The 23,306-nt window shown below is 46.9% G+C and carries 29 protein-coding genes; 12 read left to right on the top strand and 17 right to left on the bottom strand.

Translation table 11 applies throughout. The features are described from left to right. Positions 1-41: 41 nt before the first annotated feature. Genes fliE through flgB form a run of 3 tightly spaced genes read right to left on the bottom strand, consistent with a single transcriptional unit; the run spans position 42 to position 1,371 of the window. Positions 42-422: a flagellar hook-basal body complex protein FliE gene (gene fliE, locus EHO61_RS03465; protein WP_135812223.1), complete on the bottom strand. Its 381-nt coding sequence runs from the start codon at positions 420-422 to the stop codon at positions 42-44. 16 nt (positions 423-438) lie between these two features. Then, a complete protein-coding gene (gene flgC / locus EHO61_RS03460) occupies positions 439-900 on the bottom strand; it encodes a flagellar basal body rod protein FlgC (protein WP_135812222.1) in 462 nt (153 codons plus the stop codon). Positions 901-939: 39 nt separating this feature from the next. Then, the gene (flgB, locus tag EHO61_RS03455; protein ID WP_135812221.1) at positions 940-1,371 is read right to left on the bottom strand and encodes a flagellar basal body rod protein FlgB; all 432 of its coding nucleotides are present in this window, start codon (positions 1,369-1,371) and stop codon (positions 940-942) included. 110 nt (positions 1,372-1,481) lie between these two features. Between flgB and EHO61_RS03450 the strand changes: the two genes are divergently transcribed. From EHO61_RS03450 to EHO61_RS03440, 3 genes are all read left to right on the top strand, one after another. Continuing rightward, positions 1,482-1,772, top strand: a complete 291-nt coding sequence (locus tag EHO61_RS03450; RefSeq protein WP_135812220.1) for an STAS domain-containing protein — start codon at positions 1,482-1,484, stop codon at positions 1,770-1,772. A 76-nt stretch (positions 1,773-1,848) separates the two neighbouring features. After that, the gene (locus tag EHO61_RS03445; protein ID WP_135812219.1) at positions 1,849-2,262 is read left to right on the top strand and encodes an LIC10301 family lipoprotein; all 414 of its coding nucleotides are present in this window, start codon (positions 1,849-1,851) and stop codon (positions 2,260-2,262) included. Beyond that, positions 2,263-3,357, top strand: coding sequence for a tetratricopeptide repeat protein (locus EHO61_RS03440; RefSeq protein ID WP_167884795.1), 1,095 nt, complete (start codon positions 2,263-2,265; stop codon positions 3,355-3,357). Here the strand turns inward: EHO61_RS03440 and EHO61_RS03435 are convergent. The 7 genes from EHO61_RS03435 to EHO61_RS03410 form a co-directional block, all read right to left on the bottom strand. Beyond that, positions 3,351-3,782, bottom strand: coding sequence for a YbaN family protein (locus tag EHO61_RS03435; protein ID WP_135812218.1), 432 nt, complete (start codon positions 3,780-3,782; stop codon positions 3,351-3,353). The two genes, EHO61_RS03440 and EHO61_RS03435, sit on opposite strands and share 7 nt — an antisense overlap. Before the next feature lie 88 nt (positions 3,783-3,870). Next, a complete protein-coding gene (locus EHO61_RS03430; RefSeq protein WP_135812217.1) occupies positions 3,871-5,280 on the bottom strand; it encodes an NAD(P)(+) transhydrogenase (Re/Si-specific) subunit beta in 1,410 nt (469 codons plus the stop codon). Between the two features lie 7 nt (positions 5,281-5,287). Continuing rightward, the gene (locus EHO61_RS03425) at positions 5,288-5,569 is read right to left on the bottom strand and encodes an NAD(P) transhydrogenase subunit alpha part 2 (RefSeq protein WP_135767342.1); all 282 of its coding nucleotides are present in this window, start codon (positions 5,567-5,569) and stop codon (positions 5,288-5,290) included. Between the two features lie 67 nt (positions 5,570-5,636). Then, complete coding sequence (gene queC / locus EHO61_RS03420) at positions 5,637-6,344, bottom strand: 7-cyano-7-deazaguanine synthase QueC (RefSeq protein WP_135812216.1); 708 nt, start codon at positions 6,342-6,344, stop codon at positions 5,637-5,639. 14 nt (positions 6,345-6,358) lie between these two features. Then, complete coding sequence (gene queD, locus EHO61_RS03415) at positions 6,359-6,739, bottom strand: 6-carboxytetrahydropterin synthase QueD (RefSeq protein WP_135812215.1); 381 nt, start codon at positions 6,737-6,739, stop codon at positions 6,359-6,361. 112 nt (positions 6,740-6,851) lie between these two features. Next, complete coding sequence (locus EHO61_RS17185) at positions 6,852-6,998, bottom strand: hypothetical protein (protein WP_167884794.1); 147 nt, start codon at positions 6,996-6,998, stop codon at positions 6,852-6,854. A 41-nt stretch (positions 6,999-7,039) separates the two neighbouring features. Next, on the bottom strand, positions 7,040-7,978 hold the full coding sequence (locus tag EHO61_RS03410; protein ID WP_135812572.1) for a cation diffusion facilitator family transporter: 939 nt from the start codon (positions 7,976-7,978) through the stop codon (positions 7,040-7,042). Between the two features lie 93 nt (positions 7,979-8,071). On the opposite strand from EHO61_RS03410, the gene EHO61_RS03405 reads away from it, so the two are divergent. Continuing rightward, entirely contained in the window at positions 8,072-8,680 is a 609-nt protein-coding gene (locus EHO61_RS03405) for a uracil-DNA glycosylase (protein WP_135812214.1), read from the top strand. Between the two features lie 48 nt (positions 8,681-8,728). On the opposite strand, the gene EHO61_RS03400 is transcribed toward EHO61_RS03405, so the two are convergent. Both EHO61_RS03400 and EHO61_RS03395 read right to left on the bottom strand, forming a co-directional pair. Continuing rightward, positions 8,729-9,661: an alpha/beta fold hydrolase gene (locus EHO61_RS03400; protein WP_135812213.1), complete on the bottom strand. Its 933-nt coding sequence runs from the start codon at positions 9,659-9,661 to the stop codon at positions 8,729-8,731. Positions 9,662-9,674: 13 nt separating this feature from the next. After that, positions 9,675-10,739, bottom strand: a complete 1,065-nt coding sequence (locus EHO61_RS03395; RefSeq protein WP_135812212.1) for an alpha/beta hydrolase — start codon at positions 10,737-10,739, stop codon at positions 9,675-9,677. A 408-nt stretch (positions 10,740-11,147) separates the two neighbouring features. Here EHO61_RS03395 and EHO61_RS03390 point away from each other — a divergent pair, with 408 nt between their 5' ends. After that, positions 11,148-13,529, top strand: coding sequence for a sensor histidine kinase (locus EHO61_RS03390; protein ID WP_210415301.1), 2,382 nt, complete (start codon positions 11,148-11,150; stop codon positions 13,527-13,529). A 9-nt stretch (positions 13,530-13,538) separates the two neighbouring features. Here the strand turns inward: EHO61_RS03390 and msrA are convergent, their stop codons facing one another. Further along, entirely contained in the window at positions 13,539-14,069 is a 531-nt protein-coding gene (gene msrA / locus EHO61_RS03385) for a peptide-methionine (S)-S-oxide reductase MsrA (RefSeq protein ID WP_135812210.1), read from the bottom strand. A gap of 150 nt (positions 14,070-14,219) precedes the next feature. On the opposite strand from msrA, the gene EHO61_RS03380 reads away from it, so the two are divergent. Next, positions 14,220-14,669, top strand: coding sequence for a DUF1564 family protein (locus EHO61_RS03380; protein ID WP_135812209.1), 450 nt, complete (start codon positions 14,220-14,222; stop codon positions 14,667-14,669). A gap of 57 nt (positions 14,670-14,726) precedes the next feature. Here EHO61_RS03380 and EHO61_RS03375 read toward each other — a convergent pair whose 3' ends face one another. Next, positions 14,727-15,542, bottom strand: coding sequence for an LA_0442/LA_0875 N-terminal domain-containing protein (locus EHO61_RS03375; RefSeq protein WP_135812208.1), 816 nt, complete (start codon positions 15,540-15,542; stop codon positions 14,727-14,729). A gap of 154 nt (positions 15,543-15,696) precedes the next feature. On the opposite strand from EHO61_RS03375, the gene EHO61_RS03370 reads away from it, so the two are divergent. Next, positions 15,697-16,245, top strand: coding sequence for an RNA polymerase sigma factor (locus EHO61_RS03370; protein WP_246032015.1), 549 nt, complete (start codon positions 15,697-15,699; stop codon positions 16,243-16,245). 161 nt (positions 16,246-16,406) lie between these two features. Beyond that, complete coding sequence (locus EHO61_RS03365; protein ID WP_135812206.1) at positions 16,407-17,462, top strand: FecR domain-containing protein; 1,056 nt, start codon at positions 16,407-16,409, stop codon at positions 17,460-17,462. Between the two features lie 113 nt (positions 17,463-17,575). On the opposite strand, the gene EHO61_RS03360 is transcribed toward EHO61_RS03365, so the two are convergent. Beyond that, positions 17,576-18,022, bottom strand: a complete 447-nt coding sequence (locus tag EHO61_RS03360; RefSeq protein WP_135812571.1) for a DoxX family protein — start codon at positions 18,020-18,022, stop codon at positions 17,576-17,578. A 151-nt stretch (positions 18,023-18,173) separates the two neighbouring features. Here EHO61_RS03360 and EHO61_RS17180 point away from each other — a divergent pair, with 151 nt between their 5' ends. The 3 genes from EHO61_RS17180 to EHO61_RS03350 all read left to right on the top strand — a co-directional run bounded on the left by EHO61_RS17180 (position 18,174) and on the right by EHO61_RS03350 (position 20,714). Continuing rightward, on the top strand, positions 18,174-18,341 hold the full coding sequence (locus EHO61_RS17180; protein ID WP_167880163.1) for a hypothetical protein: 168 nt from the start codon (positions 18,174-18,176) through the stop codon (positions 18,339-18,341). Positions 18,342-18,418: 77 nt separating this feature from the next. Next, positions 18,419-20,365: an ABC-F family ATP-binding cassette domain-containing protein gene (locus EHO61_RS03355; RefSeq protein WP_135812205.1), complete on the top strand. Its 1,947-nt coding sequence runs from the start codon at positions 18,419-18,421 to the stop codon at positions 20,363-20,365. 13 nt (positions 20,366-20,378) lie between these two features. Further along, entirely contained in the window at positions 20,379-20,714 is a 336-nt protein-coding gene (locus EHO61_RS03350) for a rhodanese-like domain-containing protein (protein ID WP_135812204.1), read from the top strand. A gap of 46 nt (positions 20,715-20,760) precedes the next feature. Here the strand turns inward: EHO61_RS03350 and EHO61_RS03345 are convergent, their stop codons facing one another. Together EHO61_RS03345 and EHO61_RS03340 are read right to left on the bottom strand one after the other, a co-directional pair. Next, positions 20,761-21,705, bottom strand: a complete 945-nt coding sequence (locus EHO61_RS03345; RefSeq protein WP_246031990.1) for an alpha/beta fold hydrolase — start codon at positions 21,703-21,705, stop codon at positions 20,761-20,763. Between the two features lie 34 nt (positions 21,706-21,739). Continuing rightward, positions 21,740-22,357, bottom strand: coding sequence for a TetR/AcrR family transcriptional regulator (locus EHO61_RS03340; protein WP_135812203.1), 618 nt, complete (start codon positions 22,355-22,357; stop codon positions 21,740-21,742). Positions 22,358-22,518: 161 nt separating this feature from the next. Between EHO61_RS03340 and EHO61_RS03335 the strand changes: the two genes are divergently transcribed. Beyond that, positions 22,519-23,304, top strand: a complete 786-nt coding sequence (locus EHO61_RS03335) for an acetoacetate decarboxylase family protein (RefSeq protein WP_135812202.1) — start codon at positions 22,519-22,521, stop codon at positions 23,302-23,304. Positions 23,305-23,306: the final 2 nt, after the last annotated feature.

The raw sequence follows: 23,306 nt of genomic DNA, 5'->3' as shown, positions 1-23,306 counted from the left end.
ACCCCCCGTTCCTAAAACGGGGGTGATTCTTAAAAAGAGGATTACCTCATCGAGGTAAGATCACGGTACCCGCGGACCACTCCGTCCGCCAATGTCTTAGTGAACGTCAACGCGACTCTCGCTTTTTCGGATGCGATCATCACTTCGTGCGCGTCCACGCTATTCGGATCGTAGACCATTTTTTGCGTAAGCTCGTCTGCTTCGACCTGAAGATCATTTACTGATTTGAATGCGTTTCTCATCGCTTCGGAAAAACTTTCGGCAACGTAATCGGGCGAAACCGGCTCTTTGACGTCCTTATAATGTCTATCGTCCGCTGCATTTACCGAAACCTTGTCTCCTTTGGGAGTCAGAGGAAAGCGCGCATCCGAATATCCGGAGTTATAAGTGTACCAAAGTTTAGAATTAAAATCTATCTGCATCGTATTTTCCTAATGATTAAGCTCTTCCGATTTCGAGGGCTTTGTTGAACATCGCCTTCGAGCCGGTGATCATTTGCACGTTCGCTTCGTAGGATCTAGAGGCCGAAATCATGTCCGTCATTTCGGTGACTATATTAACGTTGGGCATTTCCACATAACCTTTTTTAGGGCCGATCTGGATCGCATCCGGATGAGTCGGGTCGTACACCATGCGCAAAGGAGACATGTCCTTTTCTATCTTCATCACTTTTACGCCTTTTCCCTCGCCGGGAGAAATCCCGAACGGGTAGACGGGGCTTTTCCAGCGAGTCCTGAGATTGACCGGGGTCAGAACGACCCTGTCCCTACGAAAAGGGCCGTCGCCGTTCGTATTTCTCGTCGTCGTCGAGTTGGCGATATTATTTCCGATCACATCCATGCGTAGACGTTGTGCCGAGAGACCTGTTGCAGAAATATTAATCGAAGTAAAAAGTCCCATGATCTTCCTTTCCTATTAGGCTATGTCCCATTTCGGGGATTAAGCCAGCCTCATTACGTTCTTTAAATCTCTATAATTAGCGTTCAAGCGGTCGGCCATAAGCATGTATTGCATTTGGGAATTGGAGGCATCTACGACTTCTTTTTCCGGATCCACGTTATTTCCATCGGCGCGCATGGTTGTAAGATAGTCTATGTTCGACTTCGGTTGCACTTGACGGTAATCCAGAGGGGTAAAGAAGGAAATATGTCTTTCGTCCTCGATTCTGGTGGGAATCGCTTTGGATGCTTCGATTTTTTCCGATTCCATCGCTCTCTTGATCATGGATTCGAAAATTACTTCGCTTCTTTTGAAATGCGGTACGTCCGCGTTCGCGATATTGTCCGAAATCACCTTTCTCTTCAACGTGGCTGCGTTCATGCCTCTTTCGAGCAGGTCTTGAGTTTTCATGAAATGGGTTTTTTCGAACATACGACACTCCCAACAAAAATTTCGGTTGAATTCGGGATTTCCCGAAGATAAAAAAAGATTCCGGCAGAAAAATTTCGTTCAAAAAAGCCGGTGTGAGGGATAATAGAAACATGGAAGAAGGTTCCGAGATAATCGAAATTAAGCCGGAATTGACGGCTCTTTTTAACGACTATTACGCCTTCCGAAACCAGTTGATGGATGCAATCGCCAAGAAACCCAAAAAAATTGTTCTGAATTTAGGGCGTATTCCCGTTATGAATTCGATTTCGATCAGTTCCCTTGTTTGGTTCTGTAAAAACGCCCGTAACGAGGGGATCGACATTAAGATTCTGGAAATCCATCCGGATCTGATGAAAACGTTCGAAATGTTGAAAATCGACGAGTACTTCCAGCAAATCTAGTGCCAACCCTACAGCTCAGGAGTTAGCCTAGGAAATTCCCTCGACAAAGGACCCGAAACCGATAGCCTGGGTCCGGATGAAAAAAGCGATCTTCTCTTTTGCTCTGATTTTATTTTTGTCGGACTGTCGTAAACCTTTACCGGAACGGATTCTGGGCGTTTGGGAAAATACGAAGACCTGTGGCGCGGAAGGGAATTGCAGATACCCGAATCTCGCTCTCGGTCCGAGCAAATTGACAGTTCTGGAAAACGGTTTGGCCTTGTATGCCGATCCGGAACTCGAGGGACCGAACAAAGGAAAGGAATTTCACATCGAATACCTTCTCGAGGAAGAAAACACGAAATCCAAATCACCGGAGTTGGTGTTTCGTTTCCTGAACTTGGGCTTCGAAATCCGTTATGTCATCGCCAAATTAGACGAAGAGGAATTGGAACTTTTCAATCCGAAAAAGGAGAATACGGAAACCTACAAACGGGTCGGAAAAAAATAGATGTTCGGTTCGGGCAAAAAGGGTTCGCTGCTGGTTCTTTCGCTTTGCCTTATATTGGGGGCAGTCCCTCTGCTTTCGGAAACGAATTCCGAAGAAACTCAGACTTCAGTGCCTGCCTCTCCCGAAGGAGAATTACCTCCGCCTCCGCCTCGGACGGACAAAAGCGAACTTTCTCGTCGTAAGTACCAGATCCTGGCGTTAAACACCGAGACGATCAACCTCCTTAGGGTGAATAATCTGGTCCGCTCCCTAGCCAATATTGAAAAGATCAAAAAATTGGATCCGGATTGTTTGGAGTACCACTATCTGAATGGAGCCTATCTGTATGCGATCGGACGCTATCCTCAGTCTAAAAAATCTTTGCTAAAGGCGATCGAAATCCATCCCGGACACGATCCTTCCTATTACTTGTTGGGGATGATTTTCGTACGGCGGAGTAAATGGGAATCTTCCGTTCCTTATTTTCAGAAAGCGGTGGAATTGGCGACTTACAACCCTTTCTACAGATTGAATCTGGCCCTCGCGTATTTCGAAACCGGACAATATCTGCGGGCGAAAGCCGAGGCGGAAAAGGCGGTGGAGTTAAAGCCGAATTTTCGGAACGCCAAATTGGTCCTGCTGAAATCCGATTTTGCTTTGGGAAACAAGGCTAACGCGTTGAGTCTCTGTAAGGAGTTTGCCAAGGAAGGATTTCTTTCCAAGGAATTCGCTTATATATATGCGCGCCTCGCGATGGATATCGATAAGAATTTCCGCAAAGCGATCAAGCTATATAACCAATTTCCGGATCTTCCGTTTAACGAGCGTAGATTTTTGGGTCACGCGTATTTCCACACGGGTAATTTTCGAGCCGCCGCCAACGTATATTCCGGTATTTTAGGCGCGAAAATATTAAGCGAAGAGGATAAGATCAACTATCTGCGATCCTTGGTGTTCACGAAGGATTACAGACGTCTTGAGACTTTCGTCGCGGGATGGATTTTGGAAGAACCGGATAAAAAGGTAAAAATCCAGGAGGCCCTGGACATAGCGGAATTATTGAAGGATAACGATCCGAAAGTTTATCACATGCTTCCTTCCCGATCGCCTTACTGATTTTCGGCCTCTTTTCGCTTCGTAGGAAAACGTAAAAGATAAGCGATGACCGCGATTCCTATGATCGCCATTCCGATCCTAACTCCTAAAACCGGAAGAAAAAAAGCGCTCAATGCCATGGTCACAACGATTGTGGAGATCGCGATAATTTTGGCGCGCAAAGGAATCGCTTTATGGATCCGCCAGTCCCGAATGAAGGACCCGAAATACCTGTTGTTCATGAGCCAATTGTAAAAACGTTCCGAGGCTTTTGCATAGCAGGCGGCGGCAGCCAAAAGGAACGGTGTGGTAGGGAGGCCCGGGACGAAAATCCCTATAATTCCGAGAGCGACGCAAACGGTTCCGATAAATATCAGCAGGAAACGTACGATTCGGGATTTGTGAGGTCGAACCTCGTCGCTGTAATCCTTGTATTCTCGAACCATGGAAAACCTCTAATATTCAATTTAGAATAAAAAAGGGAGGATCTCTCCTCCCTTTTTTAGAGAACGTGAATTTTTCGAACCGAAAAGATCAGGTATCTTTCAAGGCGGTTACGATTTCCTGAGTGGCCTTTTTCCCGTCCTGGAAGTACATCAGACAGTTGTCCTGAATGAACAGAGGGTTCGGAACGCCTGCAAATCCGGGGCTGAGAGAACGCTTGATAACGATGATCGTCTTTGCCTTTTCCACATCCAGGATGGGCATTCCGGCGATCGGAGAACCGGGGTCCGTTTTTGCCAGAGGGTTCACCACGTCGTTAGCTCCGTTGATGATGACTACGTCCACGGTATCGAAGGTCGGATTGATTTCGTCCATCTCCTTCATCTTATCGTAAGGGATATCCGCTTCGGCCAATAACACGTTCATGTGGCCGGGCATCCTTCCTGCGACGGGATGGATAGCAAACTCGACCTCTATGTTGCGATCGGTCAGTTGATTGTATAGATCCCGAACTGCGTGTTGGGCTTGAGCGACCGCCATTCCGTATCCGGGAACGATGACCACTCTCTGCGCCATATCCAAAAGCATGGCGACCTCTTCGGCAGAAGTGCTTTTCGTTTTTCCGGAATAGATGTCTCCGGAATCCGTAGTAGTGGTCGCTCCGCCTAGTCCTCCGAAGAGTACGTTTGGTAAAGAGCGGTTCATCGCCTTACACATGATCTGGGTTAGAATGATTCCGGAAGCTCCGACGAGGGAGCCGGCGATAATCAATACATTATTCCCCAATACGAATCCGGTGGCGGAAGCCGCAATTCCGGAGTAGGAGTTCAATAACGCGATTACCACCGGCATATCGGCTCCTCCGATCGGCATAACCAGAAGAATTCCCAAAATGGAACCTGCGATAACTACGTACCAGTACCATGCAATTACGGTGGGTTGGGTGACGTTTAAATAACCTAAATAGAGGGAAACTGCAAACAGCAGGATTTTTACGATTTGGTCACCGAAATAACGGACGGATTTTTCCGAAACCAATCCTTGCAGTTTTCCGAAAGCGATCACGCTTCCGGTAAAAGTCACTGCTCCGATGATACCGGTTGCGGCGGTGGAAATCGTGAATTGGTAATTGGAAAGAAATTCGGTATTCTTGCCGGTTTCCAAAATCTCCATGAGGGAATTTCCCCCGACCAAGAAGGAAGCCAAACCGCCGAACCCGTTTAAAAGTGCGACGAGTTGGGGCATTCCCGTCATTTCCACTTTGAGAGCGATGTACGTTCCGATTACCGTTCCGAGAAGAATTCCGGACGCGATCCAGATGATATCCTCTTGGCCGATTTTACCGTATTCTAGGAAGACTCCGACTACGGCTAAGAACATCCCTACGGCTCCGGTGAAATTCCCGCGTACGGCCGTTTTAGGATGGGAAAGCAATTTTAATCCGACGATAAAAAGAATGCTCGAAATTAAATAGAGTACGTTGATGAAAGCCTTATCCATTTAGATATTAATCCTTTTTCTTAAACATACCGAGCATGCGGTGGGTGACTACGAATCCTCCGACCACGTTGATCGTCGCACCGACGATCGCAAGGAAACCTAAAATCTTGACCAGCGGACTGTTGACAGCATGGAGAGTTAAAACGGCTCCGATGATCGTGATTCCCGAAATCGCGTTGGACCCCGACATCAGCGGAGTGTGTAAAAGGGGCGGAATACGGGTGATGACTTCGAATCCTACGAATACTGCGAGGAGGAAAATCGTTAGGTAGCCTACGAACTGTTCCATATTAAGCTTCCTTGGGGTTAGATCGGCGGAAAATCGTAAAAAAGCCGAAACCCTAAAATCTGTTCGTTCACTTTTCCGGGATGCCTGCTTCCTGAAAACCCTTTTTTCGAAGCAAGCAAGAGTCGCATCTTCCGCAGGGTTTTCCTCCGATCGGGTCGTAGCAGGAATGGGTCATGGAAAAAGGAACGCCTAATTTCGAACCGAGGAGGACGATTTCTTTTTTTCCGAGATGCTGCAGGGGAGCGCATATTTCCAGTGGATGCCCTTCCGCACCAGCTTTTGTCCCCAGGCGAACCGCATCCGCATAAGCTTTTAAAAATTCGGGCCTACAGTCCGGATAACCGGAATAATCCAAGGCATTCACACCGATGTACAGTCTCTTTGCTTGGATTCCTTCCGCCAAAGACACTCCAAAGGATAAAAAAAGGATATTACGACCCGGTACATACGTATTCGGAATACCGGTTTTTCCCAGGGAATTCTTCGGAACTTTCAGCTTTTTTTCGGTTAAGGAAGAACCCAAAAAAAATTTCGGCTGCAGTTTTTGTATTAAATGCGGGATTCCGAGATTCTTTGCGATACGTTTGGCGGATCTCAATTCGATCTTATGCTTTTGTTCGTAGTCGAAGGAAAGAGCCGTAGGATGATAACCGTCCGCTATTGCTTGGTATAGGCAAGTAGTGGAATCCAATCCGCCTGAAAAGAGAACCACCGCCTTCGGTTTTTCGGATTTCGAGGAGGTAAGAACACTGTTAGATTCGGATTTTGAAAGCATCGTAGAATATTGCGCTATACGATATCTTTCGGCCCTTCGTAAATACAGGCACTCGTACAGGTTTCATGAAGTGTGATTTTTCGCAGGAGAGGGAGATGGGGTTTCAGACGTTTCCAGAGCCAGAGGCAGATGTTTTCGCTCGTAGGGTTCTCCAATCCTTCCACATCGTTTAACAAATAATGATCCAAATGATTTTCGAGTAAGGGTTTTACCGACTTGCTCACTTCGGCAAAATCCATCAGCCAACCCGTGCCCGGATCTATTTTGCCTTTTAAATGAAGTTTGAAGCGAAAACTATGGCCGTGCATTCTCCTGCACTTATGTCCCTCCGGGACATTGGGCAGGAAGTGCGCGGCATCAAAACGGAATTCTTTTGTAAGTTCGATTTCTTCCATCAAGCTGGCCTAAGAAGGGTTTGCGGAAGGAGCACGAGGAAAGGGAATCTTGGATTCGCTCCCATAGACCCGGAACTCGGATCTCCGAAGAAAAAAAGGGAGGAAACTTCCCTTATTTGACCAATTCTTTAAGGATTTCCTGGCGCTTGGCGTCTTTTTGTTGTTGGTTCAACACTAGCCATTCGCGCTTGAGTTGCTTCTCGCTGAACCCCTTGGCTTCGGCGTATTTTTTGAGGAGTTTTGCGGTCTTCTGGTTCATACCTAACCAAATTTTCGGGTTTAAATCCGGTGTCAAGCAGTCTAGCATTCCTTGTAAGGGCAGGATATGCCGACAGGTTCGATTTCCACGGTAGCATGCGGGATATGAAATTCCTCAGCTATGTCTCGAATTCGCTCTTTCAATTTTTGCGCGTGGGAAATGGACGTGCCAGTCACTCCGACATGCAAAGTAAGGACGTGAAAATCCCCGTCCATGGACCACAAGTGCAGATCGTGGACGGACTCCACTCCCTTTACGTCCAGGATACGGGCTTCCAGTTCTTCCGTATCGATTCCTTCCGGTGCGGATTGTAGATGTAGGAGTAATATCTTTCTCAAATTCCGGAAAGCTTGGACCCCGACCCAGACTGCGATTAAAACCGAAAGGAGCGGATCCACCCAGGTCCAATCGAATAACAAAAGTGTAATGCTTCCGAAGAATACCGCGATCCATCCTAAAACGTCTTCGAGAAGATGCAAGGCTACGGTTTTGCCGTTCAGACCGTCCACTTTTTTCATTTTGAATAATGCCGCGCCGTTAACGGCGATTCCTAAAACGGACAAACCGAGCATTCCCCAGCCGTTCGGCGAGGAGGGATTCCACAATTTGGGAATCGCAAAGAATAGAATCAGAACGGCTCCACCAAACAATGCGATGGAATTGACCAGAGCCGCCGACAGCCCTAATCTCTTATATCCGAAGGTGAATGTTTGTGTTCTGGGCTTGGCGGCGATTTTTTGGAAGGCCCAGGCTAAAGCCAAGAAACCGCTATCTCCGAGATCGTGCAACGAATCGGAAAGAATCGCCAAGCTACCCGAAAAATACCCGCCTACGAGTTCCAAAATCGCAAACCCGAAGTTCAATACGAAAGCGTACAAGAAAGCCCTCGAGCCGTCGGGTGTTGGGCCGTGGGAATGGAAATGCCCGGTTTGTCCCGACCCATGATCGTGGTCGTCGTGGCTGTGCAAATGTCCGTGCATACGCCTAGGTTCTCTTTTCACTTTCGTTTCCGCCAAGTTCTTTTTTGGAAAGTGGTTGCAGGATAACGGTATCTACGTATCGATTAAGTTCCAATGAACACTTTGGATAAATCTGACAAGCTCCAATCGATCGCTTCCGAGGTTTCTAAATGCACGAAGTGTAAACTGCATACTACGAGAACTCAGACTGTGTTCGGAGAAGGAAATCCGGATGCGGAAGTCATGTTTATCGGGGAAGGACCGGGTAAGCAGGAGGACCTGACGGGAAGGCCTTTCGTAGGAAAGGCCGGAGAGTTGCTGACCCGAATCATAGAAAAAGGCATGGGAGTACCTAGGGAAAGTGTGTTCATCGCGAACGTGACGAAATGCAGACCGACGGTGGATCTAAAATTCGATAAGGACCGTCCGCCTGACGAAGAAGAGACGATCGCCTGCTCTCCCTTTTTGCTCAGACAGATCGAGATCATTAGCCCGAAAGTGATCATCACTCTCGGCAATCCTTCTACTAGATTCATTTTAAGAACCCAGGAAGGCATCACGAAATTGCGGGGAAAATGGGGGGATTTTCACGGAATTCCGGTGATGCCTACATACCATCCCAGCTATGTGATCCGAAACGGCGGCGACAACAGCCCGTTGAAACGGGACGTTTGGGAAGATGTCAAACTAGTCCTCCAAAAGTTAGGTTGGAAACGGGCCTAAACGGAAAGCGGTTTTACGGTCCCAACCGGATCAAACCGCGGATGAAGATCAATCTCCCTTTTTCTTTTTCAGCCAGTCGGCGATTTTTTGATAAATCTCCGACGCTGCATCTTCATGGGCGAATAGGGAGAGATGGTCGTAATCTATGTTCGCGCGATTGTCGCGACCGATTTCCACGAATTGAGAGGCCCCTTTTTTTCTACGATACACCGGGTGGATCGATTCCGAAGGAGCGACATTGTCTATCTTTCCCGCGATGAACAAAGTGGGAAAATCGGAGGATTCGAACTCCGCCCAGTTTTTGGGGTTTTCCTCCAAACTAGGAAGGTAATTCCAGAGATTCCTATATACGAATAGCGTGGAAGGATCGTCCTGATCGTAAGAGATAAAACGAGAACAGAACGTATCCTTTCCCTTACAGATGTCCGTCAGATCCTTGCCGAATCTCTTTTCCTTTTTCATGTCTTCCAGGAAACTATCGTTATATTTGTAATCCATTCCGGTCCCGAGAAAGAAACTTTTATAGATGGAAGAATCTTTTTTTCCGCGAAGGTAGTGAAGGACGGCTTGTCCGCCGAGAGAAACTCCCCCCAAGATATAATCCTTTCGGTTGCTCACTCTTTGGATTTGCGAGATCGCTTGTGGAAGGATTTTATCCCCGATTTCCTTTAAATCCAAATCCGCATAAGAATCGAAATGCAAAAGCCAGACCGAAAATCCGTTGCCGTTCAATACTCCGATCAGTCCGGAATAATCGCCAAGATACAGCGCCTTTTTGTTCACCAAAACGGGGTCGAGGATCAGAACCGGAGGATACTCCGAATCTATCTCGGAGAAGGTCGTTAAATAAACGTTCGGAGCAACGTTTGCCGTCTGCTTCGTGAATTTCTCCTCGGTGATCCTTACGTATCGAGTGCAGGAGGCGAATAAGGAAAAGATGAAAATCTGAAAAAGGAAGGTCGATGCTATTTTAAATTTCATTTTTTTGTCCGGGTTAATTCCTTTTGTTCAACCATTGTAAGAGAACGGGGAAGACCTCTTCGTCGGCTTTCTTTCCGATCAAAAGATCCGTGTGACCGTAATCGTCGGAAAGGCCTTTTCCCTTGGATGCTACGAACATGGTTTTATCCGAGGATCCGATCGTGTCGTAAACGTATCTAAGGGAATACATAAAACCGAGTTTATCCCTTCTACCTCCGATCAATAAGGCGGGAATTTTTATATTCGCCAATCCATCCGCGTAATTCGTTTTTCCGTCTTCGGACCGGAAGGATCCGGTTTCGATGACTTTATCCATTTGCCTCGCTTCCCGCTTCGTGACGGAAGCGATCGAAGAGGTCAAAACTCCGCTAACGATCTTGGGATCTATATTGTCCGCATGCCAAAACAATTCTTCGAAATTCTTTTTGGGTAAAAACGGAATTCCCGTACCCCCTCGGATTCGGGACCAAGTTTCCGTGGGAACCACGGGCCATAAATACAATCCCCAAGTGAAGTCGGACCACAGTTGGAGCGCTCTGGAAGGAGGATCCATGATCATGGGCGAGCCGATGGTGACTAGGTTGGCCACCCTCGTTTCTCCCAAGCTTCCGATACGGGCGTAGGAAATCATACCGCCCATGCTATGGCCGATCCAATTGACTTTCTCTTTTCCCGTAGCGTCCAGCACGTACTTAATAGCCGCGCCCATATCCTGCTTGATGTATTCGTCTATGGAATAGTCGAAGGTTTTCTCTCCGAAAAAGAGGGAAGGGGAACCGGCGTCTTGTCTTCCGCGCAGGTCCAAAAGCCAAACGTCGTACCCCTCCTTTTGGAGATTCGCGACTAAGGAGGATTTTTCGTTGATCTTAAAGTATTTCCGATTCGCTATGAAGCCGTGGCAGAGAATGACCGGATATTTTTTAGGATTCGAGCCGGTTGTCGGAGAAAAATGTTCTATCGTTAAATTCCAATTATCCGAAGTCTTCGGGTGTTGAAGGTCTCCGTTCAGGGCAATATTCGCGGAACACGAGGCGAATATCGAAAGGAAGAGGATCCAGAGGATTTTGGTACGAACCATACTCTGCGATACTCCCGTTTTCATTACGGACGATCAAGAAAAATTCCGGGTTGCCGGGCTCTGGCTCGTGGGTTCCCGAGTAGGGAGGAAACGCCGTTCATTCGTAGAAAGCGCGATTCTGTTCAAGTCTTAGGAGGGCCCTTCTTCGGAAATCGGAATTCTTTAAGGACTTTTCCCGCAAAGGCTAAGGTCGGAATTTTAGAATTTTGTTATGGACTTGGCGGATCGATAGACTATAGTCGCATTTTCGAAAAGGAACGATCCGAGAAATTTCCCGGAAATCCTATTCGCCCGAATTTTCCCCGATGAAAGGATCTTGATAAAAAGTTTTTTTTGAAACCAAAATCGGACTTTTCTTTCTTTTCGTCCAATGCTAGAACAACAGCGCCGAATAAACCGTTACGGATGATGCATTTAAAAATACCCGAATTTTTACGACCCCCGGTCTTTTCGGACGCGCGAAAAGACGCCTCCGTTCGATTGCTTTACGCCTTAATGCTTCTATGCTTGGGATTGATGCTGGCGTTTCGTATTCTACATCCTATTCTCGCGGATAAACCCAAACCTACTTATCTTTCTGTTTATTTGATTCCGCTTGCCGTTCTCGTGAGTCATATCTTGGCCAAGCGGGGAAAGCTCAAAGCGGCGGCCCATTTTTTGATCGGACTGCAATGGCTCATGATTTTTTCCATTGTGTTACGGGAAGGGGGAGTGCAATCGATCGCGTTTTCGTTTTGTATGGTTTTGATCGTCTTTTCCGCTTTGGTCCTTGGAAATCTGGCAGCGTCGATTTACACGATCCTTTCGATTCTGGTAGGCGCCGTAAGCGTCCTCTTAACGGACATGGATTTGATCCGGCCCGTTTATAAGGCCGTTTCGAACAAAGGAATCCTGCTCGGAGTTTCCATCGGCTTCATCATGATCGCGTTTTTGATGCGATTTGCAATGAGCGGATTCCGGAAGATCCAGGAAGAATTGGCGGAAGTGCAGAGATATGCGCAGATCGGAGGTTGGACCTTCAACATTCGGACGAATGAAATCGTCTTAACCGAGGAATTTCAGTACATTTTGGGAGAGGCGAATCCGAAAGGATCGAAGGTCGTATCTTTGAGGAAATTTTTGGACGCACATGTGGCGCCGGAAGAAGAACAAAAGATCGTAAACATTCTTCAGGATTGCATTCGCAGAAAAGACGATCCCGATTTTTCGTTGGATGTAGTATACGAGGCGATCCGTATCGACGGAGATAAAAGGTTCATCCATGTCCGCGGAAAATACAAGGATTCGAATACCTTATTCGGGACAAGTCAGGATATCACCGAGAAATTTTTGGCTCAGGAAAAATTAAGAACGAATCAGGAGTTGTTCGAAAAAATATTTCAGCTCAGTCCGTATGCGATTTCCATATCGAGAGTCAAAGATGGACGTTATTTCGACATTAACGAGAGTTTTACCCGCTTATTCGGTTACACGAGAGAGGACGCCGTAGGAAAGACGGCCTTGGACATCGGGCTTTGGGTTTATCCCGAGGAAAGAAAAAAGTTCATAGAGAAGATAATGCGGGACGGGATTCTGTTAAACGAAGAAACGTTTTATAGGACAAAGGACGGCAGGGTGCTTCACTGCGAATTTTCCACAAGATTCGCCTTGATAGAGGGCGAAGAAAGCATGATCAACGTGGTTCAGGACACTGCCGACCGAAAAGAGGCGGAGGGACTGCGGGTCTTGAATCGCGAAATTTCCGAACAAAACCTGCTGATCGCGGAGCAGAAAAGCGAATTGGAATCCACTCTCTTGAACCTGAGAAAGACGCAAAACCAATTGGTGGTATCGGAAAAAATGGCGGCGTTAGGTCAGCTCGTTGCAGGGATCGCGCATGAAATCAATAATCCGATCGGAGTGATTAGTGCGGCCAACGAAACGATCCGGAGCCATTTCAACCGTTCCACGGAACGGATGGAGGAAGCCTTTCTCATCCTTCGCGGTTTGGAGGAAAAAGGACGGGACGATCTGTATTCCCTGCTTCGAAAAGGGCACTATCACCAGGAATTGCTGTCTCCCAAGGAAACGCGAAAAAGAACCAAAGTTTTGGAGACCAATCTAAAAGAGTTGGGTATAGAAGGAGCTCATTCTCTGGCCGAGGAATTGGTCGAGGCGGGTCTCGAAAATGCGCTGACCGATTTTCCCGGTTTATTCGCAGGCAAGCACTCGAGAGAAGTCCTAATGTATGCGTTAGACGAAATTCAAGCGGCTCGTAGCTGTAGGCTCATTGAAATATCGGTGGATCGGACCTCCAAAATCGTCTATGCTCTTAAGAACTTTTCCCATTTCAGATCCGAGGGGGAGAAAACGGCGGTTCATCTCTATGAGAGTTTGGAAACGGTACTTACGATCTACCATAACCAACTGAAGACGGGGGTGGAAATCAGAAAGAATTACAACGAACTGCCTCCGATACAGGCTTATCCGGACGATCTATTGCATGTGTGGACGAACCTGGTTTACAACGCCGCCCAAGCCATGAATTTTAAAGGCGTATTGACTCTTGAAATTCATAGGATCGGAGATTACGAAGTCGAAGTCAGAATTTCAGATACGGGTCCCGGGATTCCCGAATCCATAGCGGAACGGATATTCGAACCTTTCTTTACTACCAAGGCGCAGGGAGAAGGATCCGGATTAGGTCTGGATATCGCGCGCAGAATCGTGGAAAATCATAACGGCACGATCCGCTTCGATACTTCCTCAAGCGGAACGAAATTTTTCATTCGATTGCCGATGGGTGGTTGAGTCCTTTGCTCAATGCGTTTTCTTTTTTAAGAACTTTTCTATCTTGGGTTTGATTACGTAGTGGCAATAGGGTTGGTCGGGATTGGTGCGATAATAGTTTTGGTGGTACTCTTCCGCTGGAAAAAATTTTTCCAAAAATTCGATTTCCGTAACGATAGGAGAGGTGAATCTGGATCCGGCTCCTTCCTTTGATCTGATCGCTATCTCTTTCTGTTCCTCGTTTTCGAATAAAATAACGCTCCGGTATTGGGGCCCTTGGTCGTTTCCCTGACGGTTCATCGTAGTCGGGTCGTGGGCCTCCCAAAAAATTTCCAGAATGTCGGAATAGGAAATTATCGTAGGGTCGAATCCGATACGGACCACTTCCGCGTGCCCCGTGGTTCCGGTACAGACCGATCGATAATTCGGAGCGAGGTCATTTCCGCCCGCATACCCGGAAACCAGAGATTCTACTCCGCTTACGAGCTGGTATACGGCCTCTATACACCAGAAACAACCTCCTCCCAAAGTCGCGAATTCCAGTTTCTTTTCCGTAGGCATTTTTCTCTCCGTACTGATTCCTAATTTAGATCCGGTTTTCTTTGGAATACGATAAAAAGAATCTGATTTTGTGGAATTTTCGAACGTATAAATTTTCGCTAATAGCGGAAAAATCACGATGATCCCGCAATTTTATCGCCAGGTAGGGATATGCAGTGGGAAAAGCCCTCGAATCCGTCAGAATCTCGTTCGAAAATTCACACGTTAAAAGCCAAATCTCCGAAAGGGGAAGTGCCGAATTGCACTCTTCTTCTGTCTAGAAACCTTTATGTTCGCCTATTGCAACATTGGGAGGGGGAAAAGCCTTTGTCGCGATGCTTGAACGAGCTCCTGGAATTGTATGCGGCTAGGCTGGAAAAGGGAGAGAAACTGAATTCCGAATCTTCCCTACTTCTCTACCAGCGCAAGAAGCCGAGGTCGTCCGAAAATTTTGATCGAATCAATTTTCGTCCGGAAGGAATGGATTGGATTCGTCTGGGGAATATCTCTCGCTGGCACGGAGTTTCCCGCTGTTTTTTATTCAGCTATATGCTTGAACTTTATTTTTGCGGAAAAGATGGAGAAAGCGGAGGGGCGGCGCGGAAACGTAGAGCGGCTTAAGGGACAGACTTGGCGAAAGAGCGAGAAATCAATCTTCCGGAATTTCACGCTCGTATTTTAGAATCTCCAGCTATAACGCAATTCGGTATTCCATCCTACTCCGTTCCCGCCCATGGATGCGGGACGGTACGTCGGATTGAGGCTGAATTGGAATCCCTCGGGGGTAGCATCTCCGGTCAGGAGCTTTTCTTTTTGCACTCCTAAAAAATAGGAATACAGGATCTGGGCACCGTAGGCGATACCGAAAAAGATCAAGGCGTCGTTGGACTGGGTGCTCGCCGTTTGGTAGTGTTTAAAGGCCCCTCCGGAATATGCCGATCCGATCAAAACTCGGATGAGCGTGGCGGAAGGAGGGTTTAACGTAGAGTTGCTCTGAGAGATCAGTAAATACTCATAAACCTTATTTTGGTAAGCGCTTTTCGCGGAATGGAATTCCCCACTCGTCTTTACGGAATAATATGCCAATCCGACAACTGCGGCAAAGGTCGCTGCCCCTTGCCATTTTTTTTCCGCTTTCCAAATCCCCCATCCGGGAAGAACCGCAGAACTCAGCGGATAATTCCAACGAGGCTTTTGCCACCACCGAATTTTTCCGGGCTGGGCGACCTCCTCCTTTTTAGGAGGGACTTCTTCTTTTTTTTGGGGCTCGACTTTTTTCGGTTCTTGCTTGGGTTCGTCTTTCAGACGGAGCTCTTGGATCTCTGTTTTCGGAATCGTTAAAACTTTTCCGTCGACTTCCATCTGCACATCGGTTCTTGTCTGATTGACTACTTTCCCTTGGAGTACCTTTCCGTTTTTTAGAGTCAGGGTTGCCCCGAACATTGCGGTGGATGAAACGAAAATAACGGACAAAATCAGCTTTCGTAGATACATAGGGAAAGTTCGCATTTCTCGGGTTTTAGCAACCCCGAGTTTAGAATTCACTGATTCGAAGGTTTTTTTGGCAATATCTTTCTTCAAGAAAAAACCTAATTTACTTGAAAAAAGGCAACCGGTTAAAAACTTTCTATCTACCGTGTCGGACACCTTGTTTTTCGAAAAACTGTACAACGCGAACAAGGACCACTTGTTCTCCTTTATTCGGCGTTCGGTGAAGGACGAATCTACCGCTCTCGATCTTTTGCAAGACACGTTTTTGAACTTTTTTAAACACTATTCCGGGAAGGGGAACCTTCCACAGGAACAGATCGCTCGGATGATTCTGTTTCGGATCGCCAGAAATCTGATGATCAACTATGGTAAATCCTATTATCAAAAGAACGTTTCTCTGATGGGCGGGGAAGAGGTAGCTTCCTTTTTCGGTTCCAAGTCGCAAGGTCCGGAAGGACAGGTTCTGGACGATATGGCAGCTCAGGATCTGACTCGAGCACTGAATGAAATCCTGGAAATACTGCCGGAAGAGCAGAAAACCGCGGTTGAACTTCGCTATTCTCAAGGGTGTAAGTTGGAAGAGATCGCGCAGGTCCTGAGTCTTTCCGTTTCCGGAGTTTCGAGGCTTCTGGAAAGGGCCGAAAAGGCTATTTTACAGGAAGGAAAGAGAAGAGGATTTAAACCGGAATCCTTTCTTAAGAGTTGAAGGAATTCTTTTTTATAATTTAAATCCGTGATTCTATCCGTCGAAAATAGCATTATTTTGAAAAAAACGAGCAACGGGACTCTTTACGATTTGTTAGTCAAACTGGAAGCGGAGAAATCGCAACCAAGCCGGATCCCGGAATTTAGAAACGGAGAAAGAGGATGAATGGGATGACACCTAATTTCGATGCCTATGCCGAGCTCTTAAAAAGAACTCGGGCCGTTTCTAAATTGCCGGATTTCGATCCTACTTGGATCGAAACATTCCCCCGCTTCGAAGTGGAGGCTATCGTTGTGGAAACTTCAAATCAGAAGAATGTCGTTGAACTTCCAAATACAAGTCGTCGGATCTTTTTCCTCTCTGCTGCAGCGGTCCTTTTAATCGGAATCGGTATAGGCGGATATTTCAAATTCTTTAAAGGATCTCAGGCTCCGGTTGTGGAAGGTTCCGTTTTAAAAGCGGCCGTGGTTTTCGTTAAAGGGGACGCGAAAGTCGTTCGGGAATCGGAATCTCCGATCCATATCGGAGATATCCTGACCGAAGGGGATCGTATCGTTACCGGGCCAGGAGGCTCAGTCGATATCGGTCTGACCGACTCTAGCATGATCCGGATCAAAGAAAAGTCCAGTTTGATGCTGAAGGGTATGAGAGAAACGGACGCTTCTCAAGTGAAACTTTCCCTCCTTTCCGGTCGGATCCTGAACTTGGTTGAGAAGGAAAAGAAAAACGCGAATTTCGTCGTGGATACTCCTACCGTGGTTGCTGCCGTTCGAGGAACTTCCTTCGAAGTCGCCGTTACTCCGGAAGAATCTTCGGTATTCGTATCGGATGGAGCGGTGGAAGTGACTCCTTTGGTGAACGATGAGGCAGAAAAAGTCCTGAGCGTAGGCGGCTTGGTAATCGTCACCGTCCAAAAAGCCACCTATTACGAAGATACGGATCGTGCAAAGAATTCCCTGCCGGAATATATCGACATGCGTAAGAACCTGAACGCCCTGGATAAGGAAGTGATGGAGACTACCAGAGGTCTTAAGACGGCAAAAACGGAAGCCGAATTGAGCGAGATCTATGACAAGAGCATCGAGCAAATCATTCTAAAAGACGGTCGTGAGTTGCGCGGAGTAGTCGTTTCTCAGAAAAAAGGAAAACTGATCGTTCAAACCTTAAAGGGCTCCTACATTCTGGACGAATCCGTGGTGGAAACGATTCGCTACTAAATCGTATTCTCCAATCTTGGATTTTCATAAAACCCGGGAATTCTCCCGGGTTTTTTATTTACGAAACTCCGCCTGAAAGATCGGTCTCGCGAAGCGAGAGTCTCCCTCTAAATTTATACTATTCCGTGCGAGATGGACCGATCGACGGAATAAGACCCGCCTCCCGAAAAGAACAGACTTATCGCCATGGATACTGCGAGAATGTGGTATTCGAAACCTTCCCCACCTTTGTCGCCGAACCAGTTCATAAAGAATCCATAATGTACGTGAGTCAACGCCGCCACGAAAAGTGTGATGCCGATTCCCAATGCAAAGAAACGGGTCAAAAATCCGATCGCCAGAAAAATCGATCCGGTAAATTCGAAAAAAATGGCGGCCGTTCCTAAAAATGCGGGAAACCCCAACGTATCCGTAAAATAATCCATTGCAACGTCGTAGCCTAAACCTCCGAACCATCCGATCGCCTTCTGAGCGCCGTGAGGGAAGATACACGTAAAGAGTCCGATTCTTAGGAATAGCGGACCGATTCCGGATTTTGTGGCAAAAAAGGTATAGAACATATCAGCCAAGAAATGTACGCTTGTCCGTGTTTCGATTCCAGCTATTTTTCACGCATGTCCGATACGAGCCTCGATTTTCCCTAGTCAAAATGAGTTGTCGAAGAGGCATATTGGTAAAATTTTGGTAATACGAACGCATCGGAAGGTACCTATGTCTGACGAGACTACCGAAAAAAAGAATAAAAAAATCAACAAGATGTCCGTTCAGGAGCTGGACCAAGCTCTTAAGGACGCCGTCGAGAAGATGAACGGGGAAACGAGCAAGTACGTACAACATCTTAAGGCGAGAAAGCAAGAATTGCTCGCTAAAAAGAAATAGCACTACTTTTGAATCCCGGGGTGCTCGTCTAAAACGGACGAGCGCCTTCTCCTCCTCTTCTACACACTTTAAGAACCATGCTACAGTTTATAGAGATCAAGCACCGGTTCGGCAGCTCCACCTTATTCGATAAATTCTCCTGGCACATCAAACCTGGATCCAAAGTAGCCCTGGTCGGACCAAACGGCTCAGGCAAATCCACTCTCTTCCGCATGGCGGAAGGCGACCTGGTGCCGGAGGAGGGAATCGTTAGTCGATCCAAACATACGGAAATTTCTCTTTTTCAACAGATTCCGGATTTCGACTTCGAAGTATCGGTCATCGACACCGCTCTTTCCAGACACAAACACTATAACGAATACATTTTACGTTCCCGTAATATTCACGCTAGGATGGATGCCAGCACGGATCACGATTCTTCGGAATTTACTTCCCTCCTGGAAGAGCAAAGCGCGTTGGAGGAATATGCCTTCACTTACGGAGTCCATGAATTGGAAGCCAAGGCGAAAAAGGTTCTAGGTGGGCTCGGCTTTTCCAACGAACAGATGGAAAGAAAAGTAAAGGAATTCTCCCCGGGTTACCAGCATAGACTAGGATTAGCGATCGCTGTATTGAATCCGGGAAATCTCCTTTTGTTAGACGAGCCCACGAACCACTTGGACCATTCCTCCAAAGAATGGTTGGCGGAATACCTAAGAAATACCAACCGATCCTTCGTCCTTGTCACCCACGATCCCGAGTTTCTGAACGCCACTACGGATACGATCGCGGAATTGAATCCTTCGGGTGTTTTAGAATTTAAAGGTACTCTAGAGGAATACTTCGAACACAAAAACGAGCTGTTGGAAAAACTTCGGATACAATTCCAAAAGGAAGAAGCCTACTTAAAGAAGAGAATGGAATGGGTCGAGCGCTTTCGAGCGAAAGCGACCAAAGCCCGAGCTGTGCAGAGCGTAATCAAAAGGCTGGAAAAACGGGATAAAGTGGATGCCCCCGAAGAATCTTTCTGGAATTCCAAAACCGAATACGATTTTAATTATATTCCCTGCGGAAATATGGCCTTTCGAATCGAAGGGGCGGATTTTTCCTACGGTGCCGAATCCCCCAATATTTTCGAAAACGCGGAATTGCACGTTTCTACAGGCGATAAAATCGCGGTAATCGGTCCGAACGGGGCGGGTAAGTCCACTTTTCTCCGGTGTCTATTGGGAATTCACAAGTTGAAAAAGGGATCCATCACATTCGGACCGAAAACCCGAATCGGATATTTTTCCCAAAATCATCATGAAAATCTGGATCCGGAAAAATCAATTCTCGAAACTGTTCTTTCCGCATATCCGGAAATTCCCGAGGTCGAAGCCAGAAACCTTTTGGGTTATTTCTCGTTTTCGGACGATAGGGTTTTTAAAAAGGTCGGTCTACTTTCCGGAGGAGAGCAAAGTCGACTGCGTTTAGCGTTGCTTGTTAAGTTGGGATCCAATTGTCTTTTTCTGGACGAGCCGACCAACCATTTGGATTTGGTGGTCCGCGAGAATCTTAAGAGAGCGTTAGGATCTTATCCCGGTGCGGTGCTCGTCATCTCCCACGATCCTGAATTTCTCAAGGACCTTTGCAATCGGACGATATCGGTTTCCGGGGGTCGTATCCGGGATTTGAACACTAGTTTTTCCGATTATCTTAAATTTCCTCCGGAAGACCTGCATGCCGAAGGCGGGTTCGCAAAATCCAACGAGGTTTCGGAGAAGGGCGAGTCCAAGGATAAGAGCAGGACTAGAAAGAATGCGGATAAGAATAGGGTAAAAAAGATCCAAAAAGATATCGAGCAAATCGAATCCAGAATCGCCTTGTTGGAAAAAAACAAGACGAATTCCGAGGAACTTTTAGCGGACCCTCAATTTTACAAGAATCGCAGTTATCAAATGGAGTTGGACACTTACAATCAGACCAAGGCGGAAATCCTTCGTTTGACGGAACAGTGGGAGACTCTCCAATTGGAGTTGGAAGAATTATCTTCCGCGGTTTGAAAGGGAGAACGAAATGAATCCGAAAGAGTTAAAAACGAGGCTGGACGCGCGAAGCGCGGGAAAGGACGATTTCTATTTGTTGGATGTGCGGAACCCGAATGAACAGGAAATCTGCCTGATCGAGGGCACGGATCTTCTGATTCCGGTTTCCGAATTACCGGCCCGCGTTTCAGAACTGGATGCATGGAAAAATTCCGGAAAAGACATCGTGGTTTACTGTCGCTCAGGTGGAAGATCCGGCAATGCCTGCGCGTTTTTGAAATCGACCGGTTTTTCCAAGGTATTCAATCTGGAAGGAGGCGTTTTGCAATACTCGGACGATGTGGACTCCACCTTAGCTAAATATTAAGGAAATTGAAATTTCCTCCTCTTCGACCTCGGAGGCGAGGAGTTCCCTATAAAAAATCCAAAATCGCCGGGATTACGATTTCCGGCTTTTCTATATGAGGTAGATGGCCGGATTCCTCCACTAAGAGAAATGTAGGTTTTAGTAACTCTTTTACGTAAGATCCGGTTTCCAGCGGAGTGGTGCGATCCTGCTTTCCCCAGACCAATAATACCTTTTTTTCCGCCCTGGCCAAGCTTTCATATTGAGGACGCGGATCCAAAGAAAGGAGGTTCCGAAGCGTGGAAAGGATGGCTGCACCGAATCCCTTGAATTGCATCTGCTGTCGGTATTTTTCCTTCCAACTTACCGGGATCTTGTTCAGGTCCAAGAAATCCCCTTTTTGACGTTCGGGTAAAGAGGGAATCAAATAGGAAGCCGAGACGTACTCTCCGATCCCTGGAACGTTCAACGGAAAGATTTCCGCCTTTGAGGAAAACGGATCGATCAATATTACTTTTTTGATTCGCTCCGGCCTTTTTCCTACGAACTTGGCGGTGATGGCGCCCCCCATGGAAAGTCCCATGATATGGAAGGGTTCCCGGATCTTTAATTCTCGGATCAGCTCTTCCAATTGGTTATCAAACAGATCCAAGTCGTATTTTACTCCCGGCCGATCGGAAGCGCCTCTTCCGTAAAGATCGAATCTTAGAACCCGAAATCCCGCGGAGACTAACGCCTCCTGAACTCCGTCCCAGATGAAGTACGGAATGGAAAAGCCGTGGACTAAGACGACTAAATCTCCGGTCTCGCTGCCGGAAAATTCGTAATGTGTCCAGCCCTGAGAGAGTCGAACGAATTTTCCCGAAGTGCTTTTTCGGGATTCCTGGTCCAATACTCTGGTTTCCGAAGAGCGCAGTGTGGGAATGGATGCTAAGCCTAAGAGAAGTATGGCTGCAATAAAGGAAGCGATTCTTTTTTTCATTCGATCGGATGAGGCGCTTCGGGCCGACATAGTCGGATCCGGCGTTCGTCCTTCAAAAGCGGATTTATTCGTCTTCACCTAAAAGGATCTTGCGAAAGAAAAGAAATCCTTCGTCTAACGGATCTCCCATTCCTCTCTTCTTCAACATTCCGGTCATATCCAGCACGATGATTCCGTACATCCAGGAATACATGGTCCTGGCTAAAGAAGGATATTCCTCTTCGGTGATGATGAATTCCCCCGAGCGACATCCTTCCCGGATCGTTTCCAAAAATACCCTATAACTGGTCGGTAGTTTCGGAAAGGCTTTGCGGTGCATGTGACCGTGCACGGTATTGAACATGACCTTGTGCAACTCCTGGTTATTACCGGAAAATTCGTAGTACGTTCTTGCGATTCTCGTAAGCTTTTCGTAAGCGGAATGCCCATGCAGTTTCGCTTCCCGCAAAGTTTCGGTAAGTTGAGCTTCGCCCTGGGAAATCAGAATTTTGATGATATCCTGTTGGCTTTTAAAATGTGAATAAGGACTCGCAACGCTGCAATCCAGCTTTTCGGCGATTCTTCTCATCGACAATCCGTCGATTCCGTCTTCGTTGAGAATTTGCATCGCTGCCTGAACGATGCTTTCTTTATTAAGACTATTTCTAGTGCGCCGTTTCGGTCGAGTGGCTGTTACGGTCATGGCTGCCTCCGGATAGAGACTAAAGGAATCTTACCTTCCTTTAGAAAATATTCTGTCCTATTCCAGTTATCTCGAAAATGCGTAGGAGATTCAAGAGTTTCCTTTCCAAATTCGGGGTTTTTCGGAGGATGGGTCCATAAAAAAGAAACGGATTCAACTTCATGAAAACACAGGAAACAACGAAAGCCAAACCCAAAAAGAAAGCCTCCGACGCTTCCAATAAGTCTGCAAAAGTGGAATCTAAGACTCCTAAGGCCAAAAAGACCGGAATCCGGTCGACAGGAGACAAAAGACAATTTCCCGCACCTTGGAAATTGCAGGGAGAAGGTTTTCTTTTTCCTCTCTTTTCTAAAAAGGCATACAATCTAGAGTCCTCTTTTATGGATGAAGAAGATCGCAAATCTTACGGAGGCGGACTAGGTGCTCTGCTCTTCGTAAATTATTCGAGTTCGGACGTAGGACCTTACCATGAAGTTCTGTACATACCCGGAAATTTCGAATGGAACGGAAAAAAATTCAAAAGAATCACCCGTATCTTCGTTTCTAGCCGAGAATCCGTCGAGGCCGGCAGACGGAATTGGGCAATTCCGAAAGAACAAGCGGACTTCGTATGGACGCGTCAAAACTCAGTTACTAAGATCGAAGTCTCTCGTGATGGCAAATTATTTTTACGCGCCAGCATACGTACGATAGGATTGAATTTTCCCGTGAGTACTTCCCCGTTCGGACTTTCTCTCCTCCAAAAACAGGACGGAGAATATCTAAATACTTCGTTTAATGGAACGGGAAAAGGGAAATTCGCAAGATTAGAGAACCTTTGGATCGACGAAACCGTGTTTCCGGATTTTTTGAAAGCCGGAGGATTCAGAACCGGGTTCGGAATTTCTCCTTTCGAAATGGTTTTTCCCGAAGCGATCAAGCAAACCGAATCATCAACGATACAATAAAA

The sequence above is a fragment of the Leptospira fluminis genome (assembly GCF_004771275.1).
GTDB classification, from domain to species: Bacteria; Spirochaetota; Leptospiria; order Leptospirales; family Leptospiraceae; genus Leptospira_B; species Leptospira_B fluminis.
Note: the sequence above shows the minus strand (reverse complement) of the source record. Positions and strands in the feature narration are given on the sequence as shown.